Origin of the sequence: Streptococcus sp. E17BB, from assembly GCF_041807725.1 — a bacterium.
GTDB lineage: Bacteria > Bacillota > Bacilli > Lactobacillales > Streptococcaceae > Streptococcus > Streptococcus entericus.
Genome location: NZ_JBGTZC010000015.1, coordinates 6,311 through 31,640 on the forward strand (window position 1 = coordinate 6,311; position 25,330 = coordinate 31,640).

At 42.1% G+C, this 25,330-nt stretch carries 28 protein-coding genes and 1 pseudogene; 17 read left to right on the plus strand and 12 right to left on the minus strand.

Features of this window, described 5'->3' with window-relative positions:
• Positions 1-709, minus strand: a pseudogene (locus ACERC7_RS05035) (IS3 family transposase); the annotation flags it as partial.
• A 93-nt stretch (positions 710-802) separates the two neighbouring features.
• Between ACERC7_RS05035 and ACERC7_RS05040 the strand changes: the two are divergent.
• From ACERC7_RS05040 to radC, 5 genes are all read left to right on the plus strand, one after another.
• Positions 803-1,504 (plus strand): recombinase family protein, encoded by a 702-nt coding sequence (locus ACERC7_RS05040; protein WP_373666317.1) that lies wholly within the window; start codon positions 803-805, stop codon positions 1,502-1,504.
• Positions 1,501-3,066: a recombinase family protein gene (locus ACERC7_RS05045; protein WP_373658786.1), complete on the plus strand. Its 1,566-nt coding sequence runs from the start codon at positions 1,501-1,503 to the stop codon at positions 3,064-3,066. Before ACERC7_RS05040 ends, ACERC7_RS05045 begins: the two co-directional genes overlap by 4 nt.
• Before the next feature lie 115 nt (positions 3,067-3,181).
• Positions 3,182-4,006: a Cof-type HAD-IIB family hydrolase gene (locus ACERC7_RS05050; protein ID WP_373659907.1), complete on the plus strand. Its 825-nt coding sequence runs from the start codon at positions 3,182-3,184 to the stop codon at positions 4,004-4,006.
• Positions 4,007-4,022: 16 nt separating this feature from the next.
• Positions 4,023-5,135, plus strand: a complete 1,113-nt coding sequence (locus tag ACERC7_RS05055) for an AI-2E family transporter (protein ID WP_373659906.1) — start codon at positions 4,023-4,025, stop codon at positions 5,133-5,135.
• Between the two features lie 41 nt (positions 5,136-5,176).
• A complete protein-coding gene (gene radC, locus ACERC7_RS05060) occupies positions 5,177-5,860 on the plus strand; it encodes a DNA repair protein RadC (protein WP_373666318.1) in 684 nt (227 codons plus the stop codon).
• Between the two features lie 229 nt (positions 5,861-6,089).
• Here the strand turns inward: radC and ACERC7_RS05065 are convergent, their stop codons facing one another.
• Complete coding sequence (locus ACERC7_RS05065; RefSeq protein ID WP_373658790.1) at positions 6,090-6,788, minus strand: gamma-glutamyl-gamma-aminobutyrate hydrolase family protein; 699 nt, start codon at positions 6,786-6,788, stop codon at positions 6,090-6,092.
• Between the two features lie 167 nt (positions 6,789-6,955).
• The gene (locus ACERC7_RS05070; RefSeq protein WP_373658791.1) at positions 6,956-7,597 is read right to left on the minus strand and encodes a redox-sensing transcriptional repressor Rex; all 642 of its coding nucleotides are present in this window, start codon (positions 7,595-7,597) and stop codon (positions 6,956-6,958) included.
• A 150-nt stretch (positions 7,598-7,747) separates the two neighbouring features.
• Here ACERC7_RS05070 and ACERC7_RS05075 point away from each other — a divergent pair, with 150 nt between their 5' ends.
• The 5 genes from ACERC7_RS05075 to ACERC7_RS05095 all read left to right on the plus strand — a co-directional run bounded on the left by ACERC7_RS05075 (position 7,748) and on the right by ACERC7_RS05095 (position 11,429).
• Complete coding sequence (locus ACERC7_RS05075) at positions 7,748-8,617, plus strand: Rgg/GadR/MutR family transcriptional regulator (protein WP_373666319.1); 870 nt, start codon at positions 7,748-7,750, stop codon at positions 8,615-8,617.
• Between the two features lie 305 nt (positions 8,618-8,922).
• Positions 8,923-9,306 carry a hypothetical protein gene (locus ACERC7_RS05080; protein ID WP_373666320.1) on the plus strand — a complete coding sequence of 128 codons (384 nt, stop codon included), beginning with the start codon at positions 8,923-8,925 and terminating at the stop codon, positions 9,304-9,306.
• Positions 9,307-9,362: 56 nt separating this feature from the next.
• Complete coding sequence (locus tag ACERC7_RS05085) at positions 9,363-10,151, plus strand: hypothetical protein (protein ID WP_373666321.1); 789 nt, start codon at positions 9,363-9,365, stop codon at positions 10,149-10,151.
• On the plus strand, positions 10,135-10,797 hold the full coding sequence (locus ACERC7_RS05090; RefSeq protein ID WP_373666322.1) for a hypothetical protein: 663 nt from the start codon (positions 10,135-10,137) through the stop codon (positions 10,795-10,797). Before ACERC7_RS05085 ends, ACERC7_RS05090 begins: the two co-directional genes overlap by 17 nt.
• Entirely contained in the window at positions 10,794-11,429 is a 636-nt protein-coding gene (locus ACERC7_RS05095) for an ATP-binding cassette domain-containing protein (protein WP_373666323.1), read from the plus strand. Before ACERC7_RS05090 ends, ACERC7_RS05095 begins: the two co-directional genes overlap by 4 nt.
• A 173-nt stretch (positions 11,430-11,602) precedes the next feature.
• On the opposite strand, the gene ACERC7_RS05100 is transcribed toward ACERC7_RS05095, so the two are convergent.
• From ACERC7_RS05100 to ACERC7_RS05125, 6 genes are all read right to left on the minus strand, one after another.
• On the minus strand, positions 11,603-11,824 hold the full coding sequence (locus tag ACERC7_RS05100) for a DUF4649 family protein (protein WP_018367884.1): 222 nt from the start codon (positions 11,822-11,824) through the stop codon (positions 11,603-11,605).
• Positions 11,825-11,836: 12 nt separating this feature from the next.
• Complete coding sequence (locus ACERC7_RS05105; protein ID WP_018367885.1) at positions 11,837-12,184, minus strand: DUF1831 domain-containing protein; 348 nt, start codon at positions 12,182-12,184, stop codon at positions 11,837-11,839.
• A gap of 3 nt (positions 12,185-12,187) precedes the next feature.
• Positions 12,188-13,303, minus strand: a complete 1,116-nt coding sequence (locus ACERC7_RS05110) for a cysteine desulfurase family protein (RefSeq protein WP_373666324.1) — start codon at positions 13,301-13,303, stop codon at positions 12,188-12,190.
• Position 13,304: 1 nt separating this feature from the next.
• Complete coding sequence (locus ACERC7_RS05115; protein ID WP_373658798.1) at positions 13,305-14,285, minus strand: ribose-phosphate diphosphokinase; 981 nt, start codon at positions 14,283-14,285, stop codon at positions 13,305-13,307.
• Positions 14,286-14,523: 238 nt separating this feature from the next.
• Complete coding sequence (locus ACERC7_RS05120) at positions 14,524-15,081, minus strand: GNAT family N-acetyltransferase (protein WP_373666325.1); 558 nt, start codon at positions 15,079-15,081, stop codon at positions 14,524-14,526.
• Positions 15,082-15,091: 10 nt separating this feature from the next.
• Entirely contained in the window at positions 15,092-15,664 is a 573-nt protein-coding gene (locus tag ACERC7_RS05125; RefSeq protein ID WP_373658800.1) for a CYTH domain-containing protein, read from the minus strand.
• A gap of 96 nt (positions 15,665-15,760) precedes the next feature.
• Here ACERC7_RS05125 and ACERC7_RS05130 point away from each other — a divergent pair, with 96 nt between their 5' ends.
• The 4 genes from ACERC7_RS05130 to pta are packed head-to-tail and all read left to right on the plus strand — an operon-like array spanning position 15,761 to position 19,155.
• The gene (locus ACERC7_RS05130; RefSeq protein WP_018367890.1) at positions 15,761-16,429 is read left to right on the plus strand and encodes a GTP pyrophosphokinase family protein; all 669 of its coding nucleotides are present in this window, start codon (positions 15,761-15,763) and stop codon (positions 16,427-16,429) included.
• Positions 16,404-17,234 (plus strand): NAD kinase, encoded by an 831-nt coding sequence (locus ACERC7_RS05135; RefSeq protein WP_373658801.1) that lies wholly within the window; start codon positions 16,404-16,406, stop codon positions 17,232-17,234. The genes ACERC7_RS05130 and ACERC7_RS05135 overlap by 26 nt, the downstream gene beginning before the upstream one ends.
• Positions 17,231-18,142, plus strand: a complete 912-nt coding sequence (locus tag ACERC7_RS05140; protein WP_373666326.1) for an RluA family pseudouridine synthase — start codon at positions 17,231-17,233, stop codon at positions 18,140-18,142. The genes ACERC7_RS05135 and ACERC7_RS05140 overlap by 4 nt, the downstream gene beginning before the upstream one ends.
• Before the next feature lie 23 nt (positions 18,143-18,165).
• The gene (pta, locus tag ACERC7_RS05145) at positions 18,166-19,155 is read left to right on the plus strand and encodes a phosphate acetyltransferase (RefSeq protein ID WP_373658803.1); all 990 of its coding nucleotides are present in this window, start codon (positions 18,166-18,168) and stop codon (positions 19,153-19,155) included.
• A 41-nt stretch (positions 19,156-19,196) separates the two neighbouring features.
• Here pta and ACERC7_RS05150 read toward each other — a convergent pair whose 3' ends face one another.
• On the minus strand, positions 19,197-20,807 hold the full coding sequence (locus ACERC7_RS05150; RefSeq protein ID WP_373659890.1) for an ABC transporter permease: 1,611 nt from the start codon (positions 20,805-20,807) through the stop codon (positions 19,197-19,199).
• Between the two features lies 1 nt (position 20,808).
• Positions 20,809-21,546, minus strand: a complete 738-nt coding sequence (locus ACERC7_RS05155) for an ABC transporter ATP-binding protein (protein ID WP_373658806.1) — start codon at positions 21,544-21,546, stop codon at positions 20,809-20,811.
• Positions 21,547-21,672: 126 nt separating this feature from the next.
• Between ACERC7_RS05155 and ACERC7_RS05160 the strand changes: the two genes are divergently transcribed.
• Positions 21,673-22,419, plus strand: a complete 747-nt coding sequence (locus ACERC7_RS05160) for an SDR family NAD(P)-dependent oxidoreductase (RefSeq protein ID WP_373666327.1) — start codon at positions 21,673-21,675, stop codon at positions 22,417-22,419.
• Positions 22,420-22,456: 37 nt separating this feature from the next.
• On the opposite strand, the gene ACERC7_RS05165 is transcribed toward ACERC7_RS05160, so the two are convergent.
• A complete protein-coding gene (locus tag ACERC7_RS05165; protein WP_373659888.1) occupies positions 22,457-23,059 on the minus strand; it encodes a DUF3862 domain-containing protein in 603 nt (200 codons plus the stop codon).
• A 141-nt stretch (positions 23,060-23,200) separates the two neighbouring features.
• Here ACERC7_RS05165 and rlmD point away from each other — a divergent pair, with 141 nt between their 5' ends.
• A complete protein-coding gene (rlmD, locus tag ACERC7_RS05170; protein ID WP_373666328.1) occupies positions 23,201-24,556 on the plus strand; it encodes a 23S rRNA (uracil(1939)-C(5))-methyltransferase RlmD in 1,356 nt (451 codons plus the stop codon).
• Positions 24,557-25,072: 516 nt separating this feature from the next.
• Positions 25,073-25,330 (plus strand): thiazolylpeptide-type bacteriocin, encoded by a 258-nt coding sequence (locus ACERC7_RS05175; protein WP_373659884.1) that lies wholly within the window; start codon positions 25,073-25,075, stop codon positions 25,328-25,330.

A 25,330-nucleotide genomic window follows, 5' to 3' on the forward strand; every position in this document is an offset into this window, starting at 1 on the left:
CGAGTGGAAGAGGTTGACCTTGGTCAGGGCGTAAGGAATGCTTTGGATGGCTTGTTTAACCAACTCTGCAGTCTTCTGCCAACCGACTGACAGACCAATGATTTCACGGTTGAAGAGGTCAATCATCAAGCAAACATAAGCCCATCGCTTGCCAACACGGACATAAGTTAAGTCTGTTACAATCGCTTCATGATACGACGAATGCGACGACGAGACACCGCCATCCCTTGCACTTCTAGGCATTTCTTGATTTTTCGTGCACCGTATCTGGATTTGCTCTCACGGAAAATCTGTTTCACCTTTGCTTCAAGCTCCGCTTCAGATACTGGCTCAGTGGCTTTGTAGTAATAGCTTGAACGAGGGATTTTCAAGCAACGACACATGGCTGAAATACTATATTTATCCTTGTTAGCAGTGATTATTTCCCTTTTCTTGCCATAATCACCGCTGCTTGCTTTAGGATATCGACCTGCATTTCAAGCTCTTTATTACGCTTTCTGAGTTCAATGAGCTCACGCTGTTCATCAGTGAGGTTATCAACCGTTTTAAATGAACCTGTTGTTTTGGCCTGTTTCACCCATTTGTCAAAGGTAGAGGGGGTTAACTCATATTCCTTAATGAGCTCGCTACGTTTCCTGCCAGCTTTGTGAAGGTCAACAATTTGTTGCTTAAAGTCATCACTAAATTGACGACGGATTTTTCTAGACATAGAGTTCTCCTGTTTTCTTTAGTGTAGAACACTTTATAAATTCTGTCTAGTTTAGTGTAACCGATTCAAGGCTTACCTCATAGTCCACAGGACATGTATGGTTATCGTTGGAAGGGCGAAGAGTATGTCATAGAACCTCATGAAGCTGAGGTTGTGAAAGAGATTTTTTCATGGTATTTAGATGGTCGGTCTGCCTCAAGTATTGCCAAAGAACTGGAAGGTAGAGGAGTGTGTACTAGAAGAGGAAATCGGTTTACCAAGCGAGTCATCCACAATATCTTGAATCAAGAAGCCTATACAGGACAGTTGGTGTTACAGAAAACCTACCGTCCAGCATTTGGTCATCGTTCGGTAGAGAATAAGGGGCAAATGAGCAAATATTTGGTAGAACAAGTCCACGAAGCGATTGTTTCTCAAGCACTTTTTAAGGCGGTTCAAGAAGAAAAACGTCAGCGAGCCAGCCGTAGACGTTCTAAGCATGAAGGAGTCGGTCTTTTTCAGGGGAGAGTCTATTGTGGACAGTGTCAATTAGATATGATTTATAGTCTTGAGAAGAAAAAGGATGGAGCAAGAAGGATTCGCTATTCTTGTCGAACACGAGCTAAAAGTGGAGTGACGGCTTGTTCTAATCGAACGATTACTGAAGAAGCTATTGTTACTCAGCTTCAGCAACAAGGCATTTCACCTCAAGAAATCAAGCGATTGGCATTTAATAATAGGACAAAGGAGTTGATTATCACTTATCGAGATAATCAAACAGGTGTCATACCACTGACGGAAAGGACAAGACCATGAAGAAAGTAACGAAGTTAGAGCCAGTTAAACAAGTCAGTCAACACTTGCCTATTCCAACACTTGCCAAACGCCGAGTGGCAGGATATGCCAGGGTGTCTACTGACCATGATGACCAAGCTACTTCCTATGAGGCTCAGGTTCAGTATTATACGAGCTATATTACAGGACGAACAGATTGGGAGTTTGTGGGGATGTATTCGGATGAAGGGATATCAGGGACATCAACCAAGCGTCGCACAGGATTCCGACAGATGGTGGACGATGCCTTGAAGGGAAAAATTGACCTTATCATTACCAAATCTGTCAGCCGATTTGCCAGAAATACTGTTGACTCTTTGACAACGGTTCGTCAACTCAAGGAGGCTGGGGTTGAGATTTATTTTGAGAAGGAAAACATTTGGACCTTTGACGCCAAGGGAGAGTTGCTTATCACTATTATGTCAAGTCTAGCTCAAGAAGAGAGTCGTTCCATTTCGGAGAACGTGACTTGGGGACGCAGGCGACAGTTGGCACAGGGCAAGGTCACCTTTTCCTACAGCCAAGTAATGGGCTTTCGTCAGAAAGAAGGAGGAGGGTTTGAAATTGACCCAGAAGAAGCCAAGATTGTCCGTTATATTTTTCAACAGGTTTTATTGGGGATAAACCCCAATAGAATCGCCTCAGACCTAACCCAGCAAGGCATTCCTACGCCAGCAGGCAAGAGTCGTTGGAGCTATGGCACTGTCAAGCGAATGCTTCGAAATGAAAAGTACAAGGGTGATGCCCTTCTTCAGAAACATTTTACAGTAGACTTCCTTACCAAACGTCAGAAAGCTAATGAGGGAGAATTGCCTCAGTATTATGTGGAAGATAGCCATGATGCCATTGTAGACCGAGAAACCTTTGACGCCGTTCAAGTTGAGCTTGATAGACTAGAGCAGAAACGGCAGACAGGCAATCATTTTTCAGGTAAGTTAATCTGTGGAGATTGTGGATCAAGTTTTGGTAGTAAGGTTTGGCATTCGACCAGTAAGTATAAGCGAACTATTTACCAATGCAGGTCCAAGTATAAAGGAAAAGACAAGTGTTCGACACCTCATTTCACTGAAACCCAAATCAAGGACTTATTTGTACAAGGGCTTAATCGCCTGCTCGTTCATCAGGAAGAAGTGTTGTCTAATTTATCTGCCTTGCTTCAGATAGTTGGGGATTGTTCTACGTTTGAAAGCACCATTTCTACTCTGGAGAAAGAATTGTCAGACCAGCATTATGCCCTGGAGTCCCTCATTGACCGACACGCTCGTACTAACTTGCCACAGGAAGACTTTCAAGAACGGTATGAGTCTTTAGCTCGCAACTACTCAATAACAAACGATAATCTCTCACAGGCTCAAGAAGAATTAGCCAGTCAAAAGCATAGAGAAATAGAGCTGAAACAGTTTATTGATGGGTTGGCGAATACCCCTCACTTAGTGGAGACCTTTGACTTAAAACTATGGCAGACAATGGTTGATAAAGTTATTATTAGAGATAAGGAACACGTCTGCTTTCATTTCAGAGATGGCAGTCAGATAGACCTATAACCTTGAGCGTACCGAGCAGGTACGCTTTTTTTGCGTTTTGTGGTATAATTTTAGAGAGATATGGGAAGTTTTATCTTATTTTTGCACCCCCTTGAAAGGTAAAAGGTTAGATTGTATGATTAAGGTAATTGCGACAGATATGGATGGCACATTTTTAGATCATAGGGGACTTTATGATCGTGAACGATTTGAAACAGTCTTAAAAGAGCTAGATCATCAAGACATCCGATTTGTTGTGGCTAGTGGGAATAATATGGGACGTTTGTCCTTGATGTTTGAGGGTTTTTTAGATAGGATTGCCTTTGTTGCAGACAATGGTTGTCATGTGATTGATCGTGGTGAAGAGCTGGTGCGCAGGACAATGGACAGGCAGTTAGTTGCTGATTTTCTAGCTTATTATCAGGACAAGCAGGCTGATTATTGCATTTCTATCACCACTGCAAACGGTCTTTATCTGTTGGAAAATGCTCATTTTCCGTTTAATCATTTCGCTATCGAAGCTGAACAAATGTCGCTCTTTTTATCTCGCATCAAACGTTTGACCAGTTTTTCTGAGTTGCCTGATGAACCGATATTAAAACTGGGCATGATGTTACCAGAAGAACAGTGTGATGACATCATTACGGTCTTTAACACTCATTTCTCAGGAAATTTGACTGCCACAACCAGCGGATATGGATCAGTTGACGTTATCGAAACAGGTTTACACAAGGCTTGGGGTCTGCAACATCTCTTGGATAAATGGGGTATTTCAGCAGAAGACCTCATGGCATTTGGTGATGGGGGCAATGATATTGAAATGCTTCAACTGGCTCATCATTCCTATGCAATGGACAATGCTCCAGATGCAGTGAAAGACGCAGCTCATTTTCTAGCGCCAAATCATCGTGATCATGGCGTTCTGAGTGTTATTGAACGAGAAGTGCTCACTAAAATTTAAGTGTGAAGGAGATGCTATGAATTTTAATAAATCAGTTGTGCTAACTGTTTTTCTATCTTTTTTATCTTGCTTTTTGCTATGGACCTATTGGTCAAGTGCGGCAGGCTTAGTTGATACAGGCTTCAAGGCTGCACAGCCCTTCTTGCTAGGAGCTGGTATTGCTTATATTGTCAATATTGTCATGAAAGCCTATGAGAAATTATGGCAGATTCTTTTTAACCAAAAAGCCCCTAAGTGGCGACAGTCTGTCTCTCTTTTACTGTCTTATCTCAGTTTCATCTTACTTGTATTCATCATTTTTAGCGTGGTTTTGCCCGATTTGATTTCAAGTATTAAGACCTTACTAACAGTGGATATTGACCATATTAGAGAGGTGATTGCTGATCTGCAGGAGAAACCTTGGGTGCAAGAGTTGCTTGAAAAAACGGGTGCGAATACGGATTTGAGCCAGCAGATTGCTAATTATAGCCAGCAACTCCTGAATCAGGTCTTAAACATTTTAACCAGCATGTTGACGTCTGCCACCTCCATTGCGAACACTGTCATGACTGTTTTTATCAGTTTAATTTTTTCCATCTATGTTCTGGCAAGTAAAGAGAGTTTGGGACGCCAGTTTTCCTTGCTGATTGATACCTTCACCGGAAAATTTGCTAAGACCATTTACTATTTGATTGGCATCTTTGACCAGCGGTTTCGTGGCTTTTTTGTCAGTCAGAGCTTAGAAGCGGTGATTTTGGGAAGTTTAACCTTTATAGGCATGAGTTTCTTGAAACTCCCTTATGCAGGGACGATTAGCCTTCTGATTGCCTTTACAGCGATTATCCCGGTTGTTGGTGCTTATATTGGAGTAACCATCGGGACCATCCTGATTTTGACCCAGTCTGTTCAACAGGCGATTATCTTTGTTATTTTTGTGGTCTTGCTCCAACAATTCGAGGGCAACCTTATCTACCCACGTGTGGTGGGCGAGTCAATCGGTCTACCTGCAATTTGGGTGTTGGTTGCGATCACTATCGGTGGTGCTGTTGCAGGGATTTTAGGTATGCTAGTTGCTGTTCCGGTCGCAGCCAGTTGTTATCAAATTTTGAAGGATTACATTCATAAAAAAAATAAGACCACCTTGTCTTAAAATCAGTCCTCCATTGCGAATAATCGTGTGGAGGAATTTTTATGTATTCTGTTGAATTTGCGCAGGACCCTTTACTACCCAGAGAGCGATTGTTAGCTTACGGTGCAGAACAGCTGAGCAATCAAGAGTTGCTAGCTATCTTACTGCGAACAGGCACACGAGGCGAACCTGTTTTTAATATTGCTAATCAAATCCTGGCGTGCTTGACCAATCTGGCTGACCTAAAAACCTTATCCGTTCAAGAATTACAAGCCTTGCCAGGCATCGGGCAAGTCAAAGCGATTGAAATCAAGGCGATTATCGAGCTTGCTAGCCGCATCAAAGATGCTGAATTTACTCGCCTAGATCGTGTTCTCAGCAGTCAACGGTTAGCTAAGAAAATGATGGCAGAGCTAGGAGATAAGAAGCAGGAGCATTTAGTAGCTCTTTATCTGGACAGTCAAAATAAGATTATCCATCGCGAGACCGTTTTTATTGGTGGTGTGAGGCGTTCCGTTGCTGAGCCGAGGGAAATTCTCTACCATGCTTGCCGTAGCATGGCGACGTCAGTAATTGTTATTCACAATCACCCATCCGGTGTCTGCACACCTAGTCCTGAGGACAAACAATTCACCCAAAAATTAAAACGCTGCTGTGATGATTTGGGGGTTATTCTACTAGATCATTTGATTGTGGGTAAACGACAGTATTATAGCTTTAGAGAAGAAGGAGATGTTTTAAACTAAACAAGAAACCTTCTGAACCTAGTTAGTCTTATCATGATAACCTTTCAAAGTGGTTGGTATTCTTCAACTGTCAAGTCTCATCCCTAAAATCTGGAAGGAAATCAGACGTAATAGCCAGTAAAAGTAGTCAATAAGGCTGTTAAGTCATGATCCTTACGCTTTTTTATCTTGACTAATCTAACTGCCATTGAAAAAAATGTGACTGAATAGATAATCCAGTCACAGGTATTTATAATTGGTTAACGACGTAATCAAACAACCGCTCGTCTTCTTGGCTGACCTCGTGCAGCAACTCGGGGTGCCACTGGACGCCTAGGAAACGGAAATTCGGCAGGCTAGACTCGACAGCTTCGATGGTTTGGTCATCCACAGCACGTGCCACCACGCGTAAGCCATCGGCGAGTCTGTCAATGGCTTGACGATGATAAGAATTGATGTGCGCACGTTGCCCATAGACCTTGCCCAGCAAAGAATCCTGTTCAATCGCAATCTGGTGTGTCTTGACATGAGGTAAGTCACTTTGCCAGTGGCTAACAATATCTTGATGGAGATTGCCACCAAGAGCGACATTGACCAGTTGAGTACCACGGCAAACCGTAAACAGAGGTTTCTGGTGTTGTCTGGCTAACGCGATGATTTTCAACTCGCAGAGGTCACGTTCCAAACTGTAGTCATCTTCAAAGGCATCTTTTTCTTGCCCGTAGAATTTAGGGTCAATATTTTGCCCACCGATGAGAATGAGTTTATCAACCAACTGCACATAAGTTGATAGAAGATCGTCTTGTGTGGTCATTGGAAAGACGAGAGGAATACCGCCAACTTTTTCAACCCCTTTAGCAAATCCTGTTGGGACATAGGTCCACGGAATATTATCAAGTGCGGTGTTGAGGCGTTGATTGGCAAAAATACCGATGAGAGGTTTTGTCATAAATTATCCTTATCTTGTGAGTTATTTGTCCAGTATAGCATAAGAGTTGACGTCTGTAAAATAGCGATTTATGATAACAGTGATAGGAAAATATAAACTAAAAAGGAGTAGGACGCTCTTATCAGTCTTGGGGTGATAGGCGTCACACTCCTTTTGTCAGGATAGGCTTAACTCTCTTTTTGACGGTTCATAAAGTAGAGCAAGGTTTGAAGTTCGCTCGTTAAGTCCACATACTGGACAATCACGTCATCAGGGACATCGAGATTAACTGGTGAGAAAGACAGGATGCCTTTAATACCAGCATCGACTAAAATATCTGCAATTTCTTGTGACTTCACACTTGGAACAGTCAAAATAGCAGTCTCAATATCTGTGCCCATCAGATGTTTTTTGATGTCTGAAATCCCGTAAATCGGAACATGGTCACCAATGGTTCCTCCGACTATGGGATTCTCGTCGGTATCAAATGCCATGGTAATTTTCATCTTGTTGCGGTCATGGAAACGGTAGTGCAAGAGAGCCCTACCGATATTTCCAACACCGACAATCAACACGTTTGTCACGGCCTTGTCGTTGAGAATATCTGCAAAGAAATCGGTCAATTTTTTGACATCATAGCCAAAACCACGGCGTCCCAGTTCACCAAAGTAAGAGAAATCACGGCGGACAGTCGCAGAGTCAATCCCCATAGCTTCGGCAATTTGCTTAGAGTTGGCGCGTTCGATTTTTTCAGCATTAAATCGTTTGAAAATACGGTAATACAGAGACAGTCGCTTAGCTGTCGCATTTGGAATCGTCTTATCTGACATCACAAGCTCCTTAAACATAATCTATGTCCTATTATAAATAAAGTTTGTGAAAAAAGCAACGTTAAAATTCACAAAGTTGTATTAGTGATTGATGTTAGCCTGTTTTTATGGTACACTAAAACAAAGTGAACAAAGAGAGATAATTTTATAGTGAACAATAGACAAAAAGAATTAGGAGAATTTTATAAAGAGTTGCGTTTAGCGCGAGGTGTCAAGCAAAAAGATGTTGCAAGAGGCAATCTGACAGCTTCGCAGTTATCAAAATTTGAGCAGGGGCAATGCATGTTATCAGCAGATCGTCTATTGCAGGCAGTCGAGGGCATAAACATGACATTTGCTGAATTTGGTCATGCTTTGAATGGCTACAAAGATAGACCTTTTATGATTTTTGGCCATCGTCTTAGCCAAGCTTTTTTTGAAAAAGACCTCCTTGCTCTTGAAGCTTTATTAGCGGAATTGGATAATGATAACATTCACCAAAGGTTACTGCAAGTTATGGTCAAAAACGCTATTTTTTCACTTGATCCATCAAGAAAGATTTTCGAAGAAGACATTGAGCTGTTGACGACCTATCTCTATGATGTTGAACAGTGGACAGCTTTTGAACTCTACCTGTTTACGAATACCGTATCGGTCTTAGATGTTTCAGACATTATTTTTTTAGGAAGAGCTTTGATTAAACGGTCGATTCTTTATCACTCCTTACATAATAATAAGAGGATGTATAAATTCGCTTTATTAAATATCGTTTCAACATTATTGGAGCGCAAGGAACTGTCTCTAATTGAGTACTTTATGTCAGAGTTGAGAAAAGTCTTGGATTATGAAGATGTGTTTATCTCAGTTATGTCAGAGTTTTTAGAACAGTTTTACAAGTATAGTGTCCTCGGAACGATTGACCTAGAAGACCTTAAAGCTTACCTGGATGCTTTGGTGATTTTGAAAAATCCCGAATTATTAGGAATTTTACATCTAAAATTAGAGCAACTCTTAACTATCTACGATAAAACCACTGATTAGATGGAGTAGGTCGTGTAGAAGCTGGACGGATGATTGCAATATTTAGTGTGATACCGCCTAGAGTAACTAAGGCAAAGAAGTTTTTAAAACTCATGTTGGTTCACCTGACTAATGATTTTTATTTATATACTATATACATTGTACAATGGTTTTAGGGTGATGGTTAAAAATCGCATATTTGAAATTTTTCATCTATAAAATTTCAAATATGCGATTTTTTCGTTTGGCTAATAAATAGTGTTAAAATGGAATTAAGGAAAAGCGGAGTTGCTGATAAACTCTAACACAATCTTATCTTTGTACAGATGAAAAAACTTATTAAAACACTTGTTGCCATGTCTCTTTTGGGACTGAGCTTAGCTGGTATTGTAGAAGCGAAACAAATCGGTTACTTTCACCGTTTCACAATAACAAGGGATTATGCCAGAACTTACTACGTTCAAAAAGATCATGCAAATTATCCCTATATTCAAAACCTAGAGGATAGTGCTGGTATGGGGATTAGAGTTAAACATGTTCTAGTAAACTCTAATGGTGAAGCTCGTAGTGATGTTTATAAAACTTGGTGTGGGGATCGTACGGAGCATGCTAACTGGGCGACTGCTGGTTACATCTATGCTCTTGATATGGCTCGTGAGAATCCTTGGGATGGTCCAGCTTATATTACAGGTAGCTGGTCTCCAAACTAAGATCGCATCATAACTTCCAACTCCGTTTTTCTATTTTTATTATATCGGAGGCTACGATGTTTTATTGGAAACTCGCTCGTTACAAATGGGTGTATGTTACAATTGGTTTTTTCTTTCTTGCCTTGAGCTTTAAAGAACCTGTCATCCATTACTTAACCTTTAACCCTAATGCCCCTGATTTGGCTAATTTTGACGGTTTGAAAATCAAAAATGAGATTCTTCAATCTATGTTAAGCGTGGAGAATCGTCTCTTTGATTTTAATATGAAAAATGTGGAATTTCTAGTTTTGCTCATCGTGTTGATGGGTTATGATTATGCTAGCTTGAAAGACAAGTTCATCAGATTAGGTATCGGAAAAAATACGACCTATCATAAGATGAGAAAATTTTTGAAAATCCAGCTTGGCTTACTAGCTAGTTCAATCTATCTTTTTATGTTTTGGCTGTTAATCATTGGTTTAATGATTGCCACAGGTACAAGTTTAGAAGATCGGCACCTTCATGGTTTTTTAGATGGTAGCCTATTAGACCATTTCTTTTCAGGCAAATTATCTTATTTAATTTTCTTTTCATTATGGATGGCTTTGGGTGTTTTTATAAATTGTCTCTTGTATTTTAAAGTCTTGGATATTACAAAAAACTTCTTGCGTGGTGCAGGTTTCTATTTTATCTGTTTAATTCCTGGTTGTATGTTGTTGTATTATATTTTACCGAGTTGGTTTGTTCCTCTAACAAGCCTTTTATCTATCACTTACTTTGATTGGACAATCCCAAAACTTTTATCACCCTTCATTCCTTATCTCATTGGTTACGGAGTACTTTCTTATTATGATAGAGACATCTAAATGGAACACTTTTATCAAACCCTTGCTGATTTTGTTGGGGCGAGTCGGGCTTTTGCAGGTGTTTGTATGGCTTTTATTAGGCAGATTGAGCCGACAGTTTACGGTTTCCATAACGGGTACAACTTTTTTTAGACAAGGGCTGTGGACATTCTTGGGAATTGATGACTTTGGTAATCCTTATTTTGATTTAATTAAGTTATTGCTTGTTTTTTCTATTTTGGGGATTGGTTTTTTAAGTACGATTGCCTTTACCAGCGAGCTGTCGGAGCAGTTTTATCATGTTATCAAGTATCATAGTGCTAATCGGTTCACTTATCTATCTAAACGATTGCGGTTTCAACTTAAGTTTTTCTTGGCTGATGTTATGGTTTGGTTGCTGACATCGCTAGTGATTTACTTATACACCAAAGACTTAGGCATCGCTGTCTTGCTGGCTCAGTTTTTAGTTGTCAATTTCTTGGGAGCTTGGCTAATTTCTCTTTTAGCACCAAATACCATGTACAGTTTACTAGGATTTGTGCTACTTATTTTTAGCCAAGAGTTTTTATTTAATAATATTCTTTTAACCCTTATTCTATTTATCGTAGGTATTGGGGGATTATTCTTACTGCCTTTTGGCAGTCAATTACGAGGTGATGAATCATGACATTAACAATTTTGAATGGAAGTAAGCGTCTGGCGGATAAGGTCATCCTTGATGATGTCACAGTCACATTTGACAATGGCTATATCTATGGTCTTAAAGGCGATAACGGTTCAGGCAAGACTGTTATTTTAAAGCTATTAGCAGGTTATTACAGATTGGATACAGGAGAAGTTTATCAAGATAAAACCCTCATCAGAAAGTCCAAGAACTACATCACTGATGCAGGGCTAGTGATTGAACATGTCGAATTTTTACCTTATCTGACCTTGCTAGAGAACTTGAAACTCTTAAAACACCTCTCTCCCAAGATTACAGATGAGAGCATCGACTACTGGATTGATTATTATGGTCTAGGAAAATTTAAGACAATCGCTTATAAAAATCTCTCCTTGGGAACCAAGCAAAAGCTAGCGCTTATTCAAGCTTTTATCCATCAGCCAAAGATTTTACTGTTAGATGAGCCGATGAACGCTTTGGATGAGAAAAGTGTTGCCTTGACAAAGGACCTTATCCGTTCTTATGGACAAGCAGCTGACCGATTGGTCATTATGACTTCCCATATCTCAGAAAATATTTCTGACTTATGTCACGTTACTTGTTTACTTCGAAATGGCAAACTTTATAGACAGTAAAAATAAGCGATATAGAACTAGGTCAGCTAAAAAAACGTCGTTGTCAAAGCCTTGCACGGTCTAGTAGGACAGTCCAAATCTTAAAAGATGGAAGCATAGGGTACTGTGTTTTGTTCAGATCTCAAATAGTGTTAATGTTAAATAGGCTGGGACTTTTTGTCCCAGCCTATTTACTAATTATATTGACTTCTATCCAGCTTCATCAGGTAGAAGTAGAGGTCGCCAAATTGACCAGTATAGTCAATGTCATGACCGTTTAAGGTAACTTTTGTGACCTTGTAATGGTCAGCTAATGGTGCAGAGCAGGTCAATTGAGAGCGCTCATAGTCCTCATAGCTGTCATATTTGAGTTCAAAGGGTTGTTGTGACGAGTTGAGGTAAGTAATAACTAGCATGTTGTCACCTTTCTATTGTTCTGTTTTAGTAAAAATACCACGTTCCACTAAGCTATCCATTAAAAAGTAGAACTTGTCTTGGTGCATTTTGTGCTCAGGATTTTTGAAAATATTAACCAAACGAAGACCAGAACGGTCAGTGATGTTCAACTTGGCTCCGGTCAAATCAGCATTGATGATGAGCTTGAGCGGAAAACCATTACCTGAATTGGGCAACTCTTCCAGCAAACGGGTGAGTTCATAATTGCCGACTTTGGTTTGGGTAAAGGTCGTGTCTCGTAAGGTATAGGGCTTGACCGCTGGGTTGATGGTATAGCGGTACTTGCAATCTTTTAGGGAAATAGTTTGTTCAAAAGCCATAAGTTATCCAATTACTTTCTTTAAGGTAGTGGCAAAAGCGGTTATCTCTTCTAAGGTGGTGTGATGAGACAGGCTGATGCGGATTGACTGTGTGATTTTTGGGGACTTGTCACCGTATAGGGCGATTAAGACATGGCTGGGTTCAACATTCCCAGCGGTGCAGGCTGAGCCACTCGAGATGGCAAAACCTGCCAAATCCATTTGCGTGAGCAACAGGGCGTTGTTGGCTCCATAAATCGATAAGTTAATCACATGTGGTAAGGCCTCGTCAGGACTGTTTAACGTTATGCGCGGATGACTCAGTTGTTGCAATAATTCCTGTTTGAGATGATGAACAGTAGCTAGATGTTGCTCTAGTTGTTCCGTACAAGCTGCTAGGGCAGCGACCATACCTGAGATGCCGATTAAGTTTTCAGTTGAAGCTCTGCGACCGGCTTCTTGATTGCCACCGTGTAGGAGTTTGTCAAATGCCTTTGTTTTAGCATAGAGAAAACCGACACCTTTTGGACCATAAAATTTATGAGCAGAAGCAGAGAGGAAGTCAATCGGTAAACAATTTAGGGAAATCGGTAGTTTGCCAACGACTTGAACAGCATCCACATGAAAGGCTGCTTGATGGTGGACTAAGAGGTCGCCTATCTCACGAATGGGATTGAGATGCCCAGTTTCGTTATTTGCCCACATGAGGCTAACCAAGATAGTGTCAGGTCGTAAGGCTTCCTCAACCTGTTGAGGAGAAATCGTACCGTCCTCAGATGGTGGTAAAAGCGTTACGTCAAAGTCAAAACGTTCCTGTAGATAAGCCAAGACATCAAGTACAGCATGGTGTTCCATCTGACTGGAAATGATATGTTTACCTTTGTTTTGATTAGCTAAAGCATAGCCCTTGAGGGCGAGGTTATTGCTTTCTGTTCCACCAGAGGTGAAAATAAACGCATCAGCATTAGCGTCAAGCAACTGTGCAAGTAACTGCCGGCTTTCCCTTAGTAATTTGCTTGCCTGTCGTCCAAGAGCGTGTAAGCTTGATGGGTTGCCAAAAGTTTCAGACATGGTGGTTGTCATCGCTTGGATGGCAGCTTCTGACAAGGGACTGGTTGCGGCATAATCTAGATAAATCATCTTAGTAATCCGTATCCTCATCGTCATAGTAGACAAAGAGAGGGCTGAGAGGTTGGCGTTCGTGGATGCGGATAATGGCATCGGCAATGAGCTCACTAGCCGTCAAATAAGTGATGTGTTCTGGTACTTTTTCTTTTGTCTTAACAGAGTCGGTCACTAAGATTTCTTTAATAGGAGCAGCATTAAGGATTTCAGCTGCACCGCCAGCAAACAAGCCATGGCTAGCCACAGTATAAATTTCTGTCGCTCCGCCACGTTCGACAATTTTGGCAGCTTCCGCAAAGGTCTTACCAGTATTCAAAATATCGTCAATCAAAATAGCTTGCTTACCAGCAACATCTCCGATAATATAGCCTTCTTCACGCATCGCATCATCTTGAGCATAGTCGATAATGGCTAAAGGTGCTTCAAGAACTTCAGCCAGTGCCCTTGCCCTACGGATACCAGAGTTTTTAGGACTTACCACGACCACCTCATCGCCCCTTAGCCCCATATCGATGTAGTGTTTGGCAAATAGCGGAGCAGTTAGGAGGTTATCTACTGGCACATCAAAAAATCCTTGGATTTGCACGGCGTGCAGATCCAGTGTTAAGACGCGATCGACACCAGCCTTAACCAGCATATTAGCAACAAGCTTGGCAGTAATCGGTTCACGGTCTTTGGCGATACGGTCTTGACGAGAGTAGCCAAAGTATGGCAAAACCACGTTAATCGAATTGGCACTGGCTCGCTTGCAGGCATCAATCATAATCAAGAGTTCCCAGAGGTAGTCATTGACAGGACTGTTGGTCGACTGGATGATGTAAATATCGTCTCCACGAACACTTTCTTCAATGTTAATCATGATTTCACCATCGGAAAATTGACGCGAAGATAATTTCCCCAAGGGAATCCCTGCTGCGGTAGCAATTTTTTCAGCAATCTCAGGGTTTGAGGTCAGGGAGAAAAGTTTTAATTGTTTATCAGCATAGCGCTCTGCCATAGTCAACTCCTTTTGTTTCGATTAGTTTTATTTTACCAAAAAAATCTGATTTTGTCTTATCTTTTCTTGGGAGAAGACGACAAACACATGAAGAAAAAGACTTGCACCACAGGTGACCTGGCAAGTCTTTTATATAGAGTATATTCAGAAAAATTCATGATATTTGGCAGACAAACGTATTGCGTAAGCACTTGTGACATCACGTTGTCCTGTTAGGAGCAGGAGCTTGTCCTGCATCTCAAGACCTCTGATCGTCTTCTGCAAGGATAGCACACATCGCCAGTTTGACAAGCACTCCTTTGACTAACCGTACTTGTCGCATCACACCTTCATGTGTCATCCCTAGTTTCTCCATCATGCGCCCAGAAGCAGGATTGCGCACATCATGAACAGCCTGAATGCGGTTAAGCCCCATCTCATTAAAACCAAAGGCAAGCAGGGCTTGTCCAGCTTCTGTAACGTAGCCCTTGTTCCACCAGTGTTTACCGATACAGTAGCCGACCTCAGCCATGCTGTCTCGTTTAGAGACGGCCACAAAACTAAAGGTGCCAATAAGCTGTCCAGTTTCCTTGATAACCATGCCCCAGTTATAAAAATCGGGCCTGTCGTACTGTTTGGTCCAGAGAGACAGGAGTTCTCGAGTGTCTGCTGGACTGGCGTGGGTGTCCCAGGTCACGAAGCGTGCAACGTCCTCATCGCTAGCCCAGTTTTTGTACATCTGTTCAGCGTCAACTAGGGTCAATGGTCTGAGTAATAACCGCTGCGTTTCAATCTCAGAAGTTCCTAAATGATGCATAGCTGTCCTCCTAGTATTTCTTTTTCAAGGTGCTAGCAAATCGTGCTACTTTACTTTTGGCGTACTTGAAGTTGATTTGGTGTTTGTCTAAGAAACGTTCAAAATCAGCTCGTCCTTGCTCAGCATCAGTCACCTCAAGTTCCAGCTCATAATCTTTGATGTCAGCGTAAATATTGCTGTCAATAGCGAGCAAGCCGATGTCCAAAGGAACCTCTCGCCGTCTGGTGGTCAAATGCCCCAGGATAGAGAGTGCATCTAAAGGAAGCTTTTTTTCTAATAATTTGTCTCTAATCAGCCCGTCAGGTAGGACAAACTCTTGTTTAAGGGACTTGACAGTCTTTAAGTTCAGCGACTGGTTAAATTCGAGATTTCCAATATCTTGAGGAATTTTCAAAGTTAACTCCGCACGGTCAAGGTAAGTTCTTATACGAAGCGACAGGCGTTTTGACTTGAGGATAAAGTCTGCGCTGTCAATGTAGTAGTTTGTTTGTTGAATCGGTTTGAATTGCTGATACAGGCCATCTAGTCGTCTGAACTCATCGATGGTCAGCAGTGTCTTGTATTCAATTTCTAAATTGGTCATCACTTTCCTCTCGAAAATAGCTAATCTGTGGTATAATAAAGTGTTATGTTCATTTTACTACAAAATGAAGCTCTTGTACATGAAAGGAGTGTCGAGATGTTTGAATGGGAAGAATTTTTAGATCCTTATATCCAAGCGGTGGGGGAATTAAAGATTAAATTAAGGGGGATTCGCAAGCAGTTTCGTAAGCAGGGCTTACATTCGCCTATCGAGTTTGTGACGGGGCGGGTCAAGTCTGTAGAGAGTATCGTCGAAAAGATGGAGCGCTATGAGGTTGACCTAGCTGATATTTCAGAAGGTATCGAGGACATTGCTGGTTTACGTGTCATGGTACAGTTTGTTGACGATGTTTACAAGGTTGTTGAGCTCCTTCGTCAAAGGCAAGACATGACGGTGATTTTAGAAAAAGACTACATCGCTAATATGAAAGACAGTGGCTATCGCTCTTATCACGTGATCGTAACGTATCCTGTCGAAACCATAAAAGGTCGGCGTGAGGTCAATGTTGAAATTCAAATCAGGACCTTATCGATGAATTTTTGGGCGACGATTGAGCATTCCTTGAATTACAAGTACCAAGGCAATTTTCCAGATGAAATTCGCCACCGTTTGGAGGTGACCGCTCGAATTGCCCGTGAGTTGGACGATGAAATGAGTAAAATTAGAGACGATATTAGAGAGGCTCAGTTGCTCTTTGATCCTGTTGTGGGAACATTGAGTGATGGGGTTGGAAATAGTGATGATACAGACGAATTCTACCGTTAAACGTGTGGCAATCATTGCCAACCATAAATTTCAAAGCAAGAAAATTGCCAACAAATTATTTACAACACTCCGTAAGGATGAGCGATTTTACTTGACAAAAAAATCACCTGACATTGTGATCACCATCGGTGGTGACGGGGTTCTGTTATCGGCCTTTCACACCTATGAAAATGAGTTAGAGCATGTGCGATTTGTTGGTATCCATACTGGTCATTTGGGATTTTACACTGACTATCTGGAACATCAGGTGGATGAACTGATTACCACTTTGCGCGAGGATACAGGAGAGAAAATTTCTTATCCAATCCTTCAAGTTTCCATCGCCTTAGCTGATGGTAGGCGCATTCGCGGGCTTGCTCTCAATGAGTCAACCATTAAGCGGATTGAAAAAACCATGGTCGCTGATGTGCTTGTTCATAATGTCAAATTAGAGCGTTTTCGTGGCGATGGGCTATTAGTGGCTACTCCGACTGGTTCTACAGCTTATAATAAATCACTCGGTGGTGCAGTTCTCCATCCGACTATTGAGGCGCTTCAACTGACTGAGATTGCTAGTATTAACAATCGGGTTTACCGTAGCATCGGTTCATCGATGATTGTGCCTAAAAAAGACCATATTGAGGTCTATCCTAAAAAAACTGGGCGCTACATCGTTTCTGTCGATAACAAAACCTATACCTATAAGGACATTGTTAAAATAGAGTATCAGATAAGTCCTCAAAAAGTTCATTTTGTTTCGACCCCTTGGCATACTAGTTTTTGGCAACGGGTTAAAGATGCCTTCTTAGGAGATTTGGATAGATGAGATTCACCTTTACCGCGGATAGGATCTGTCAGGTCAAGACCTTTCTGAAAGCACAGGATATTTCCCGAGGACTGTTAGCCAAAATCAAGTTCCGAGGTGGTGGGATTTGGGTCAATAGCAGAGCCGAAAATGCTGTTTATCATCTGTCAATCGGAGATGTGGTAACAGTTGATATTCCTGATGAGGCCGCTTTTGAAAATTTGGTGGCTATCGAGCACCCTCTGACCATCGTTTATGAAGATGACCATTTTCTAGCCATTGATAAACCTGTTGGCTATGCGTCGATACCGAGTGCTATTCACAGCAACACCATCGCCAATTTTGTCAAACATTATCTGGTAAGCCAAAATTATCCTAATCAGCAAGTGCACATCGTGACCAGATTAGATCGTGATACCAGCGGGCTCATGCTCTTTGCCAAGCACGGCTATGCGCATGCCAGGCTGGACAAACAGCTCCAGTCTAAAACTATCGAAAAGCGCTATTACGCCCTCGTTGAAGGAGAAGCAGAACTTCCAGATGAGGGTGAGATTGTAGCACCGATTGCTCGTGATGAGGAATCTATTATCACCAGACGGGTTCATGACTCTGGCAAGCCAGCCCATACTAGTTTTCAAGTGATTGGGCGTTATGGAGCGGTAAAGTTGGTGGATATTCAACTCCATACCGGGCGTACACATCAGATTAGGGTACATTTTTCTCACATTGGTCACCCTTTGTTGGGAGATGATTTGTATGGAGGAAATTTATCCTATGGCATTCATCGGCAGGCGTTGCACTGTCATTCCCTGAGCTTTTTTCACCCCTTTGAGGAGAAACAAATCAACCTGAGTTCAAACTTGACAGATGATATGGAAAAGGTTATTATAGAAACTGTTGAGAAGCGGATACCCACTGACCAAAGATAAAACATAGGAACAAGGAGTTAGAGATGGAAATTCGGAATTTATTTGGTGAATTAAAGCAGAAAATTGTTGGTAAGCACATCAAGATTGTCTTCCCTGAGGGCAATGACCATCGTGTGGTTCGTGCCGCAGCTCGTATGAAATTTGAAGGTCTGGCTGAGCCAATTATCCTTGGTAATCCTCAAGATGTTCATAGTTTATTGACAGACCTTGGCTTTTCTAACCCTGGTATCGAGATTATCAACCCAAATGACTATGCTGATTTTAATCAGATGAAAGAGCTTTTTGTTGAGATTCGTAAAGGCAAAGTCAGCCCAGGAGATGCTGAAACGATTTTGCGTGATGTGAACTATTTTGGCGTGATGCTGGTGCAAATGGGCTTGGCAGACGGGATGGTTTCTGGTGCTATTCATTCAACAGCGGATACGGTTCGTCCAGCCCTACAAATCATTAAGACAAAGCCAGGTATCTCACGGACGTCAGGTGTTTTCCTGATGAACCGTGAAAATACTAATGAACGTTACATTTTTGCTGACTGTGCGATTAACATTGATCCAAATGCTCAAGAATTAGCTGAAATTGCAATCAGCACAGCTGATACTGCAAAAATCTTTGACATTGACCCTAAAGTCGCTATGCTCAGTTTCTCAACGATGGGAAGTGGTAGCGGTGCTCAGGTTGAAAAAGTTGTTGAAGCGACTCGCCTGGCAAAAGAATCTCGCCCTGACTTGGCCTTGGACGGTGAACTCCAGTTTGACGCAGCTTTTGTTGAGGCTACAGCTAAACTCAAAGCTCCTGATAGCCCAGTTGCCGGTCAGGCAAACGTCTTTATCTTCCCAGACTTGCAATCAGGTAATATCGGCTATAAGATTGCACAACGTTTGGGCATGTTTGAAGCCGTTGGTCCAATCTTGCAAGGTCTTAACAAACCAATTAATGACCTATCACGCGGATCAAGTTCAGAAGACATTTACAAGCTGTCAATCATTACCGCAGCACAAACGTTAGATAACTAAAAAAAGAAGTGACCTCACTTCTTTTTTTAGTTATCCATGGTTTATTCAAATGTTTTCCAGAAACCGCGACCGACAAACCAATAGGCGATGATTAGAATGACGAAAGCGAGGGCGGTCAGTCCTGCGCTAATCAGGTGAGCTGAGACAAAGCTACTCATAATGATTGAGCCAATGATAATGAACATTCCAAGAAACATCACACCAAGCATGGTAAAAGCGACAACCCACTGGCCATGGCCACGACTAAAGAGCTGGTTAATGTTTTGCCAGTTAAGGTCTAAGAGTTTGTAATCTCGTCGGTAAGCCCTTAGACCGACTAAATAAGCGGCTGCCAAATAACCAATGGTGTAAGCAAGGATGAGGAGTGGGGATAGTCTTAGTATCAGTCCACCTAGAATATGAAGTGCGAGAATTGGAACGATTTGAACCAAGAGAAGGGTATAAAATTTTGACTGTAAAAAGCTAATAAAATTAATCGGTAGCGTGCGGATAAAGTTTAGATTTTCCCGTTCGAGGGAGATCCCCACAGACAAGAGGCTTGTCGCACCAGTTGTCAATGCGCCTAGCATTAAGCCTAAAACCAAAGCAGTACCATAGTAACTTGGCGCAATAGCTGAAAAGTTAGCACCCTCAGAGCCGACAATTGGCATCAAGCCGCTAAACCCGACAATCAAAGGCATCAAGAAAGCCTGCATGAGTAAATTACCATCCTTGATTGTGCTAAGATGATGACGAACGATGGCCTCTTTTAGGCTGTATTCTTTTGAGTTTGTTCGTTTTTTGCGTGTCACCTGCCCTTGGTTGGCACTGATTTTTAGCATTTGGTCAAAGTATGTCGGAATAACTCGTTTTAGAATATAGATGACCAAGGCAATCAGGAGGGCATTAGGTAACCAGAAGTGCAAGACGCTGTCGAGGCTAAATGGGTTTGCCACAACATGATAAAATCCAATAAAGTAAGGAATCTTAGCCGTGATTAGACCACCGTCTCCAGCCAAACGAACACTAGTTGAGCTACTTTGCACTAAAAAAATTAGACCAACAGACAGAAGAGTTGATAGGACAACTAGACCTGTTGAGATGATTTTTTTATGGCGACTTTTTTCAAGGACTTGACCAATTCTATCCAGAAGAAGGAGTGACACCGTATTGATGGCCAGTAGCAAGAGTAAAAACATAGGAAGTGTCAATACTATTGCAATGACTGGCGATCCAATCTGCCAGTAGGCGATGGCTAGCAGAGACAAGAGAGGAATGAGGTAGGTCAGAATAGCAGGCTGAGCGGCTAGTAGCTTAGCCAGATAGACTTCCTCTGACTTGACTGGCAAAGAGAGGTAGAGCTTGGTGTCTTTACTGTCGTAAAAGACGGCAAACAGGCTGTTAAAGCCAGTTCCCAGTGCAATCAAGCTAAACAAGGCAAGTTGTATTGAGAAATAGCCTGGTGACTTGCTGTAATCAATACCGATAAACATGGTTGAATAGAGGACAAAGAAAACGAAGCTGAGTATGAGAAATTGGTTACGAACGCCCCTAATCACTGAAAACTTTTTCTTTGGTTTCTGGGCTTGCTTGGCTTGAACCTGTGAGGTGACTTGAGGATGGGCAGATAGGAAGTTAATATTTAAAAGTTCTTTGACATTGTTCCAATTCATCTCAGCTACCTGTACTTTCTTGCTGACGACCAGCCAGCTCCAGATAAATGGTCTCTAAGTCCTTGTCTGGGTAAGTTTGGCGCAAGTCGTCCAAGGTTCCAACAAAGATAAGTTGCCCTTTTTTCAAGATCCCGATACGGTCACACAGTTGCTCTGCTACTGATAAGACATGGGTTGAAAACAGCACGGTATGTCCAGCTTGGGCATGTTCTTTCATGAGACGTTTGAGGTCAAATGAGGCTTGTGGGTCTAATCCAGTCAAGGGCTCGTCTAAAATCCAGATGTCAGGATTTGGAATGAGGGCACCGATGATGATTGCTTTTTGCCGCATCCCATGCGAAAAGCTATCGATGAGATTATCCTGCTTATCAGTCATGTCAAACAGAGCACAGAGGTCACTAATACGCTGCTCTGCCATGTCCTTAGACACTCCATAAATGCTCGCTAAAAACTGCCAATACTCACGTGCAGTCAGATGTAGAAAGATGTCAGGTGAATCAGGCACATAAGCAATTTGTTTTTTAATGGCATCGCGGTGCTGGGTCAGGAGCAGGTCATCAACATAAATCTCTCCATAAGTCGCCTGAATAATGGAGGTTAGAAGGCTGATTGTTGTGGTTTTGCCAGCACCATTGTGACCGATAAGTCCAAAAATTTCCCCGTTGTTAATGGTTAGATTGAGGTCAGATAGTGCCTCAAATTCTCCATAAAGTTTAGACACATGGTCAAAACGAATCATAACATCATCTCCTTTAGATTTAATAGTTCAAATTTATTGTACTGCTATCTCAAAACAAAGTCAAGCCGCAGTCAACTCTCTCACGAAAAATGTGGTATAATACATCGTAGAATAGGAGGATATGACATGACAAGTATTTTAGTAACGGGCGCTTCCGCAGGTTTTGGGCGTGCCATTTGCCATGATTTGGTGAGCGCTGGCTATACAGTTGTTGGTGCAGCGAGGCGTTTTGATAAATTGCAGAGCTTAAAAGCAGAACTAGGAGAACGGTTTATTCCAATTCAGATGGACGTGAGCGATAAGGCTTCTGTGACGGCTGCGCTGTCGGAACTGCGTGAGCAAGGTGTGGTGATATCAGGCTTAGTAAATAATGCTGGTTTAGCCTTGGGGCTTGATAAGGCACAGGAAGCAGATTTTGCTGACTGGGAAGTCATGATAACAACAAATGTTGTTGGTATAACTTATCTGACGCACCAGCTCTTGCCTACCCTTGTTGAACAGAAGGGCTATATCATTAACATTGGCTCTATTGCAGGTACTTACCCTTATCCAGGTGGGAATATTTATGGGGCGACCAAGGCGTTCATGAAACAGTTTAGCCTGAATTTAAGGGCGGATTTATCAGGCACGGGTGTTCGTGTGAGCAACCTTGAACCTGGTCTTTCAGGAGGTACAGAATTTTCGACTGTTCGCTTCAAAGGTGATGCCCAGCGTGCACAAGAACTTTATGACGGCACAAACAGTCTCCAACCTGAGGATATCGCGCATATGGTCACATGGTTGTTTCAACAGCCACCACATATCAACATCAATCGTTTAGAAGTTATGCCAACTAGCCAAAGTTTCTCTCCATTAGCTGTTTACAGACAGTAAAAAAAGAATGCTGGGTATGCCAGTATTCTTTTTCTAATTAGTCAGAGAGACCTTGTTGATTTTTAGTTTTGAGTGCATTGTTCTCAAAGAGGAGCTGAAGTTGCGCTTGATTGTCTGTTTTCAAGCCACTTACCCAGAGTGCTTGGAGTTCTTCCTTGTCAGAGGATACTCCTTGAGAGAGGACATCAGGTTCACCTAAGAGGTCAACTGCTTGTGTATAGGTCATGCCTTCTTTAAGCTGTTCAAAGGTTTTTGCATCAATCTTGGAATCTCTGATAAAGTAAAAATTAGAGATTGAACGTGCGATGGCGCTGTCTTGGTAGAGTTGGACAAGGACTTCAACATGTTCAAACTGCCAGCGGTACACGTCAAGCGTGACATCTCCAGCTGGTACTTGTTCATGAGAAACAGGTTCGCCAAATAATTCTTTCAGTTTTGCGAGATTTGTCCCGCCTTTAAATTCTTGATCTGCTTTAGCAAGACTAATGTCATTAAATTTTAGTCGAATATCAGAGTGCTTGGCTACAATCTGTTGAGATTCAACAGAAGAAGTTGTGTCATCAGTCTGATTGGTTTTTGAACAGGCCATTAACCCAAGCGACAATATAGTAACAATCATCAGATTAAAAAAGCGTTTCATAAAAAATTCCTTTATCCTATAAACTATAGAGATATTATAACATAGAACTTATTGTTTGTCACTTGTTATAGGAAGGGCTAAATATGGTATAATGGAGGGACGAGACGTTGCTCCAATTTTTATGAATAGAAAAGAGAAAACATGCTAAAAAAGAATGATGTGATTGATGTTGAGATTGTAGACCTGACCCATGAGGGGCAGGGGGTGGCTAAGCGCGAGGGGCTGGTCTTTTTTGTGGACAATGCCCTACCAGGTGAGCAGATTGCCATGCGGGTCTTGAAGGTCAAAAAATCGGTTGGCTTTGGTAAGGTGGAGACCTATCACAGCCTGTCACCCCACCGAAATCAGGCACTTGATACGAGCTATCTACGGACGGGGATTGCAGATCTGGGTCACTTGACCTATGACCAGCAGCTGGTGTTTAAGACTGCTCAGGTTAAGGCTGCTCTAAGCAAGATTGCAGGGATTACGGATGCTCCTATTTTGGATACTCTCGGTATGGCGCAACCTCTGGCTTATCGCAATAAGGCGGCTATTCCTGTCCGCCGTGTCAATGGACAGCTTGAGACGGGCTTTTTCCGAAAAGGGTCGCATGACCTCATACCGATTGAGGATTATTATATCCAGCATCCAGAGATTGACCGCTTGATTAAGGCGACGCGAGACTTGCTTCGTCGGTTTGACCTCAAACCCTATGACGAGGCGACGGGAGCTGGACTGATTCGCCACCTCGTGGTCCGTCGTGGCTATGCGACAGGGCAGCTGATGTTGGTGATTGTGACAACCCGTCCCAAGATTTTCCGTGTTGAGCAGCTCATCGAGCGGCTGACCGCTGACTTCCCTAATCTCGTTTCTATTATCCAGAACATCAACGACCAAGCGACTAACGTGATTTTTGGTCAGGAGTTCATCACGCTTTACGGTCGCGACACGATTGAGGACCAGCTCTTAGGCAATACTTACGCCATTTCAGCCCAGTCCTTTTATCAGGTTAACACGGAAATGGCTGAGCAACTCTACCAGACGGCGATTGATTTTTCAGAGTTGAGTACAGACGATGTTGTCATTGATGCCTATTCTGGGATTGGTACCATCGGCCTCTCTCTAGCAGGTCAAGTCAAAGCTGTTTACGGGGTCGAGGTCGTGGACAAGGCTGTCGCAGACGCTATGAAAAATGCCCAGAACAACGGCATCATGAACGCCCATTATGCCTGTGATACGGCTGAGAATGCGATGGCAAAATGGCAGAGCGAGGGGCTTCGCCCCAAGGTCATTATCGTCGATCCACCACGAAAAGGGCTAACCGAAAGCTTTATCCGTGCCAGCTCTGCCATGTCCCCAGAAAAAATCACCTACATCTCCTGCAACCCAGCCACCATGGCGCGTGACATTAAGCTTTACCAAGAACTCGGCTACCAGCTGACCAAGGTGCAACCAGTGGATCTTTTTCCACAGACGCATCACGTCGAGGTAGTTGGTTTGCTGGTGAAAGCCTAGAAACCTTTGAACGAAAGCAAGCTAAAAAGCCTTGGAGACAAGGCTTTTTAGCTTGGGGTGGGGTAGTATCAGAGTGACTACCTCAGTTGAGGTAGCTGAAGTTCTGGGAAATTTATAAGGTATCTATTTCCGTAGACACAAAGGGGGGACGTGGGTAAAGGAGTATGAGGAAATAGATGTCCCCCCTAAATCCTAGAACGCTTAAATTGTATCAAAATGAGTAACCACACCGAAATCGGAATAAGGTAATTGATACAATAGAATACAAAGAAAGCCTTGGAATAAGCTGTTTCCAAGGCTTTTATACTGTCTATAGCTATATGGGTAAAGTTATTAGAGAGGTTGCTAGTTTAGAGAGGCACCTTGATTTGTAAAAAGTTAAATTTTAGACAATTATCCCCTTTAAAAAATCTATTTAAATCTTAGCTAATTGAAGTGAATTTTTATAGAACATAATTCCAGATTATAATCATTTTTTTCAGAAGAAATGTGTTGTTTCCTCTTCATGAGTACGTTGTGACTTTTTTTTATAAAAAGCTTGACAAACGAAAAGAAATCGTTTACAATGATATTGTAAAAAATAATAAGGAGGATGATGAAATGGATAAACAGAGAGATTTAGATATTTCTTTTCTTGATGACTTTGAATTTGAAGTCATCGAACTTGATGACGTCTCTGTGCTTCCTGAAACTGCTGCTTCAAGTGGTAGTACTGGAGATAACGTTTATTCAACATGCGGTTCTTGCTCATGTTGTTCATCGTGTTGCACATAG

Coding starts and splice junctions, on each gene's coding strand:
- ACERC7_RS05040 (WP_373666317.1), top strand. CDS start 803: ATGTATGGTTATCGTTGGAAGGGCGAAGAGTATGTCATAGAACCTCAT.
- ACERC7_RS05045 (WP_373658786.1), top strand. CDS start 1,501: ATGAAGAAAGTAACGAAGTTAGAGCCAGTTAAACAAGTCAGTCAACAC.
- ACERC7_RS05050 (WP_373659907.1), top strand. CDS start 3,182: ATGATTAAGGTAATTGCGACAGATATGGATGGCACATTTTTAGATCAT.
- ACERC7_RS05055 (WP_373659906.1), top strand. CDS start 4,023: ATGAATTTTAATAAATCAGTTGTGCTAACTGTTTTTCTATCTTTTTTA.
- radC (WP_373666318.1), top strand. CDS start 5,177: ATGTATTCTGTTGAATTTGCGCAGGACCCTTTACTACCCAGAGAGCGA.
- ACERC7_RS05065 (WP_373658790.1), bottom strand. CDS start 6,788: ATGACAAAACCTCTCATCGGTATTTTTGCCAATCAACGCCTCAACACC.
- ACERC7_RS05070 (WP_373658791.1), bottom strand. CDS start 7,597: ATGTCAGATAAGACGATTCCAAATGCGACAGCTAAGCGACTGTCTCTG.
- ACERC7_RS05080 (WP_373666320.1), top strand. CDS start 8,923: ATGAAAAAACTTATTAAAACACTTGTTGCCATGTCTCTTTTGGGACTG.
- ACERC7_RS05085 (WP_373666321.1), top strand. CDS start 9,363: ATGTTTTATTGGAAACTCGCTCGTTACAAATGGGTGTATGTTACAATT.
- ACERC7_RS05090 (WP_373666322.1), top strand. CDS start 10,135: ATGATAGAGACATCTAAATGGAACACTTTTATCAAACCCTTGCTGATT.
- ACERC7_RS05095 (WP_373666323.1), top strand. CDS start 10,794: ATGACATTAACAATTTTGAATGGAAGTAAGCGTCTGGCGGATAAGGTC.
- ACERC7_RS05100 (WP_018367884.1), bottom strand. CDS start 11,824: ATGCTAGTTATTACTTACCTCAACTCGTCACAACAACCCTTTGAACTC.
- ACERC7_RS05105 (WP_018367885.1), bottom strand. CDS start 12,184: ATGGCTTTTGAACAAACTATTTCCCTAAAAGATTGCAAGTACCGCTAT.
- ACERC7_RS05110 (WP_373666324.1), bottom strand. CDS start 13,303: ATGATTTATCTAGATTATGCCGCAACCAGTCCCTTGTCAGAAGCTGCC.
- ACERC7_RS05115 (WP_373658798.1), bottom strand. CDS start 14,285: ATGGCAGAGCGCTATGCTGATAAACAATTAAAACTTTTCTCCCTGACC.
- ACERC7_RS05120 (WP_373666325.1), bottom strand. CDS start 15,081: ATGCATCATTTAGGAACTTCTGAGATTGAAACGCAGCGGTTATTACTC.
- ACERC7_RS05125 (WP_373658800.1), bottom strand. CDS start 15,664: ATGACCAATTTAGAAATTGAATACAAGACACTGCTGACCATCGATGAG.
- ACERC7_RS05130 (WP_018367890.1), top strand. CDS start 15,761: ATGTTTGAATGGGAAGAATTTTTAGATCCTTATATCCAAGCGGTGGGG.
- ACERC7_RS05135 (WP_373658801.1), top strand. CDS start 16,404: ATGATACAGACGAATTCTACCGTTAAACGTGTGGCAATCATTGCCAAC.
- ACERC7_RS05140 (WP_373666326.1), top strand. CDS start 17,231: ATGAGATTCACCTTTACCGCGGATAGGATCTGTCAGGTCAAGACCTTT.
- pta (WP_373658803.1), top strand. CDS start 18,166: ATGGAAATTCGGAATTTATTTGGTGAATTAAAGCAGAAAATTGTTGGT.
- ACERC7_RS05150 (WP_373659890.1), bottom strand. CDS start 20,807: ATGAATTGGAACAATGTCAAAGAACTTTTAAATATTAACTTCCTATCT.
- ACERC7_RS05155 (WP_373658806.1), bottom strand. CDS start 21,546: ATGATTCGTTTTGACCATGTGTCTAAACTTTATGGAGAATTTGAGGCA.
- ACERC7_RS05160 (WP_373666327.1), top strand. CDS start 21,673: ATGACAAGTATTTTAGTAACGGGCGCTTCCGCAGGTTTTGGGCGTGCC.
- ACERC7_RS05165 (WP_373659888.1), bottom strand. CDS start 23,059: ATGAAACGCTTTTTTAATCTGATGATTGTTACTATATTGTCGCTTGGG.
- rlmD (WP_373666328.1), top strand. CDS start 23,201: ATGCTAAAAAAGAATGATGTGATTGATGTTGAGATTGTAGACCTGACC.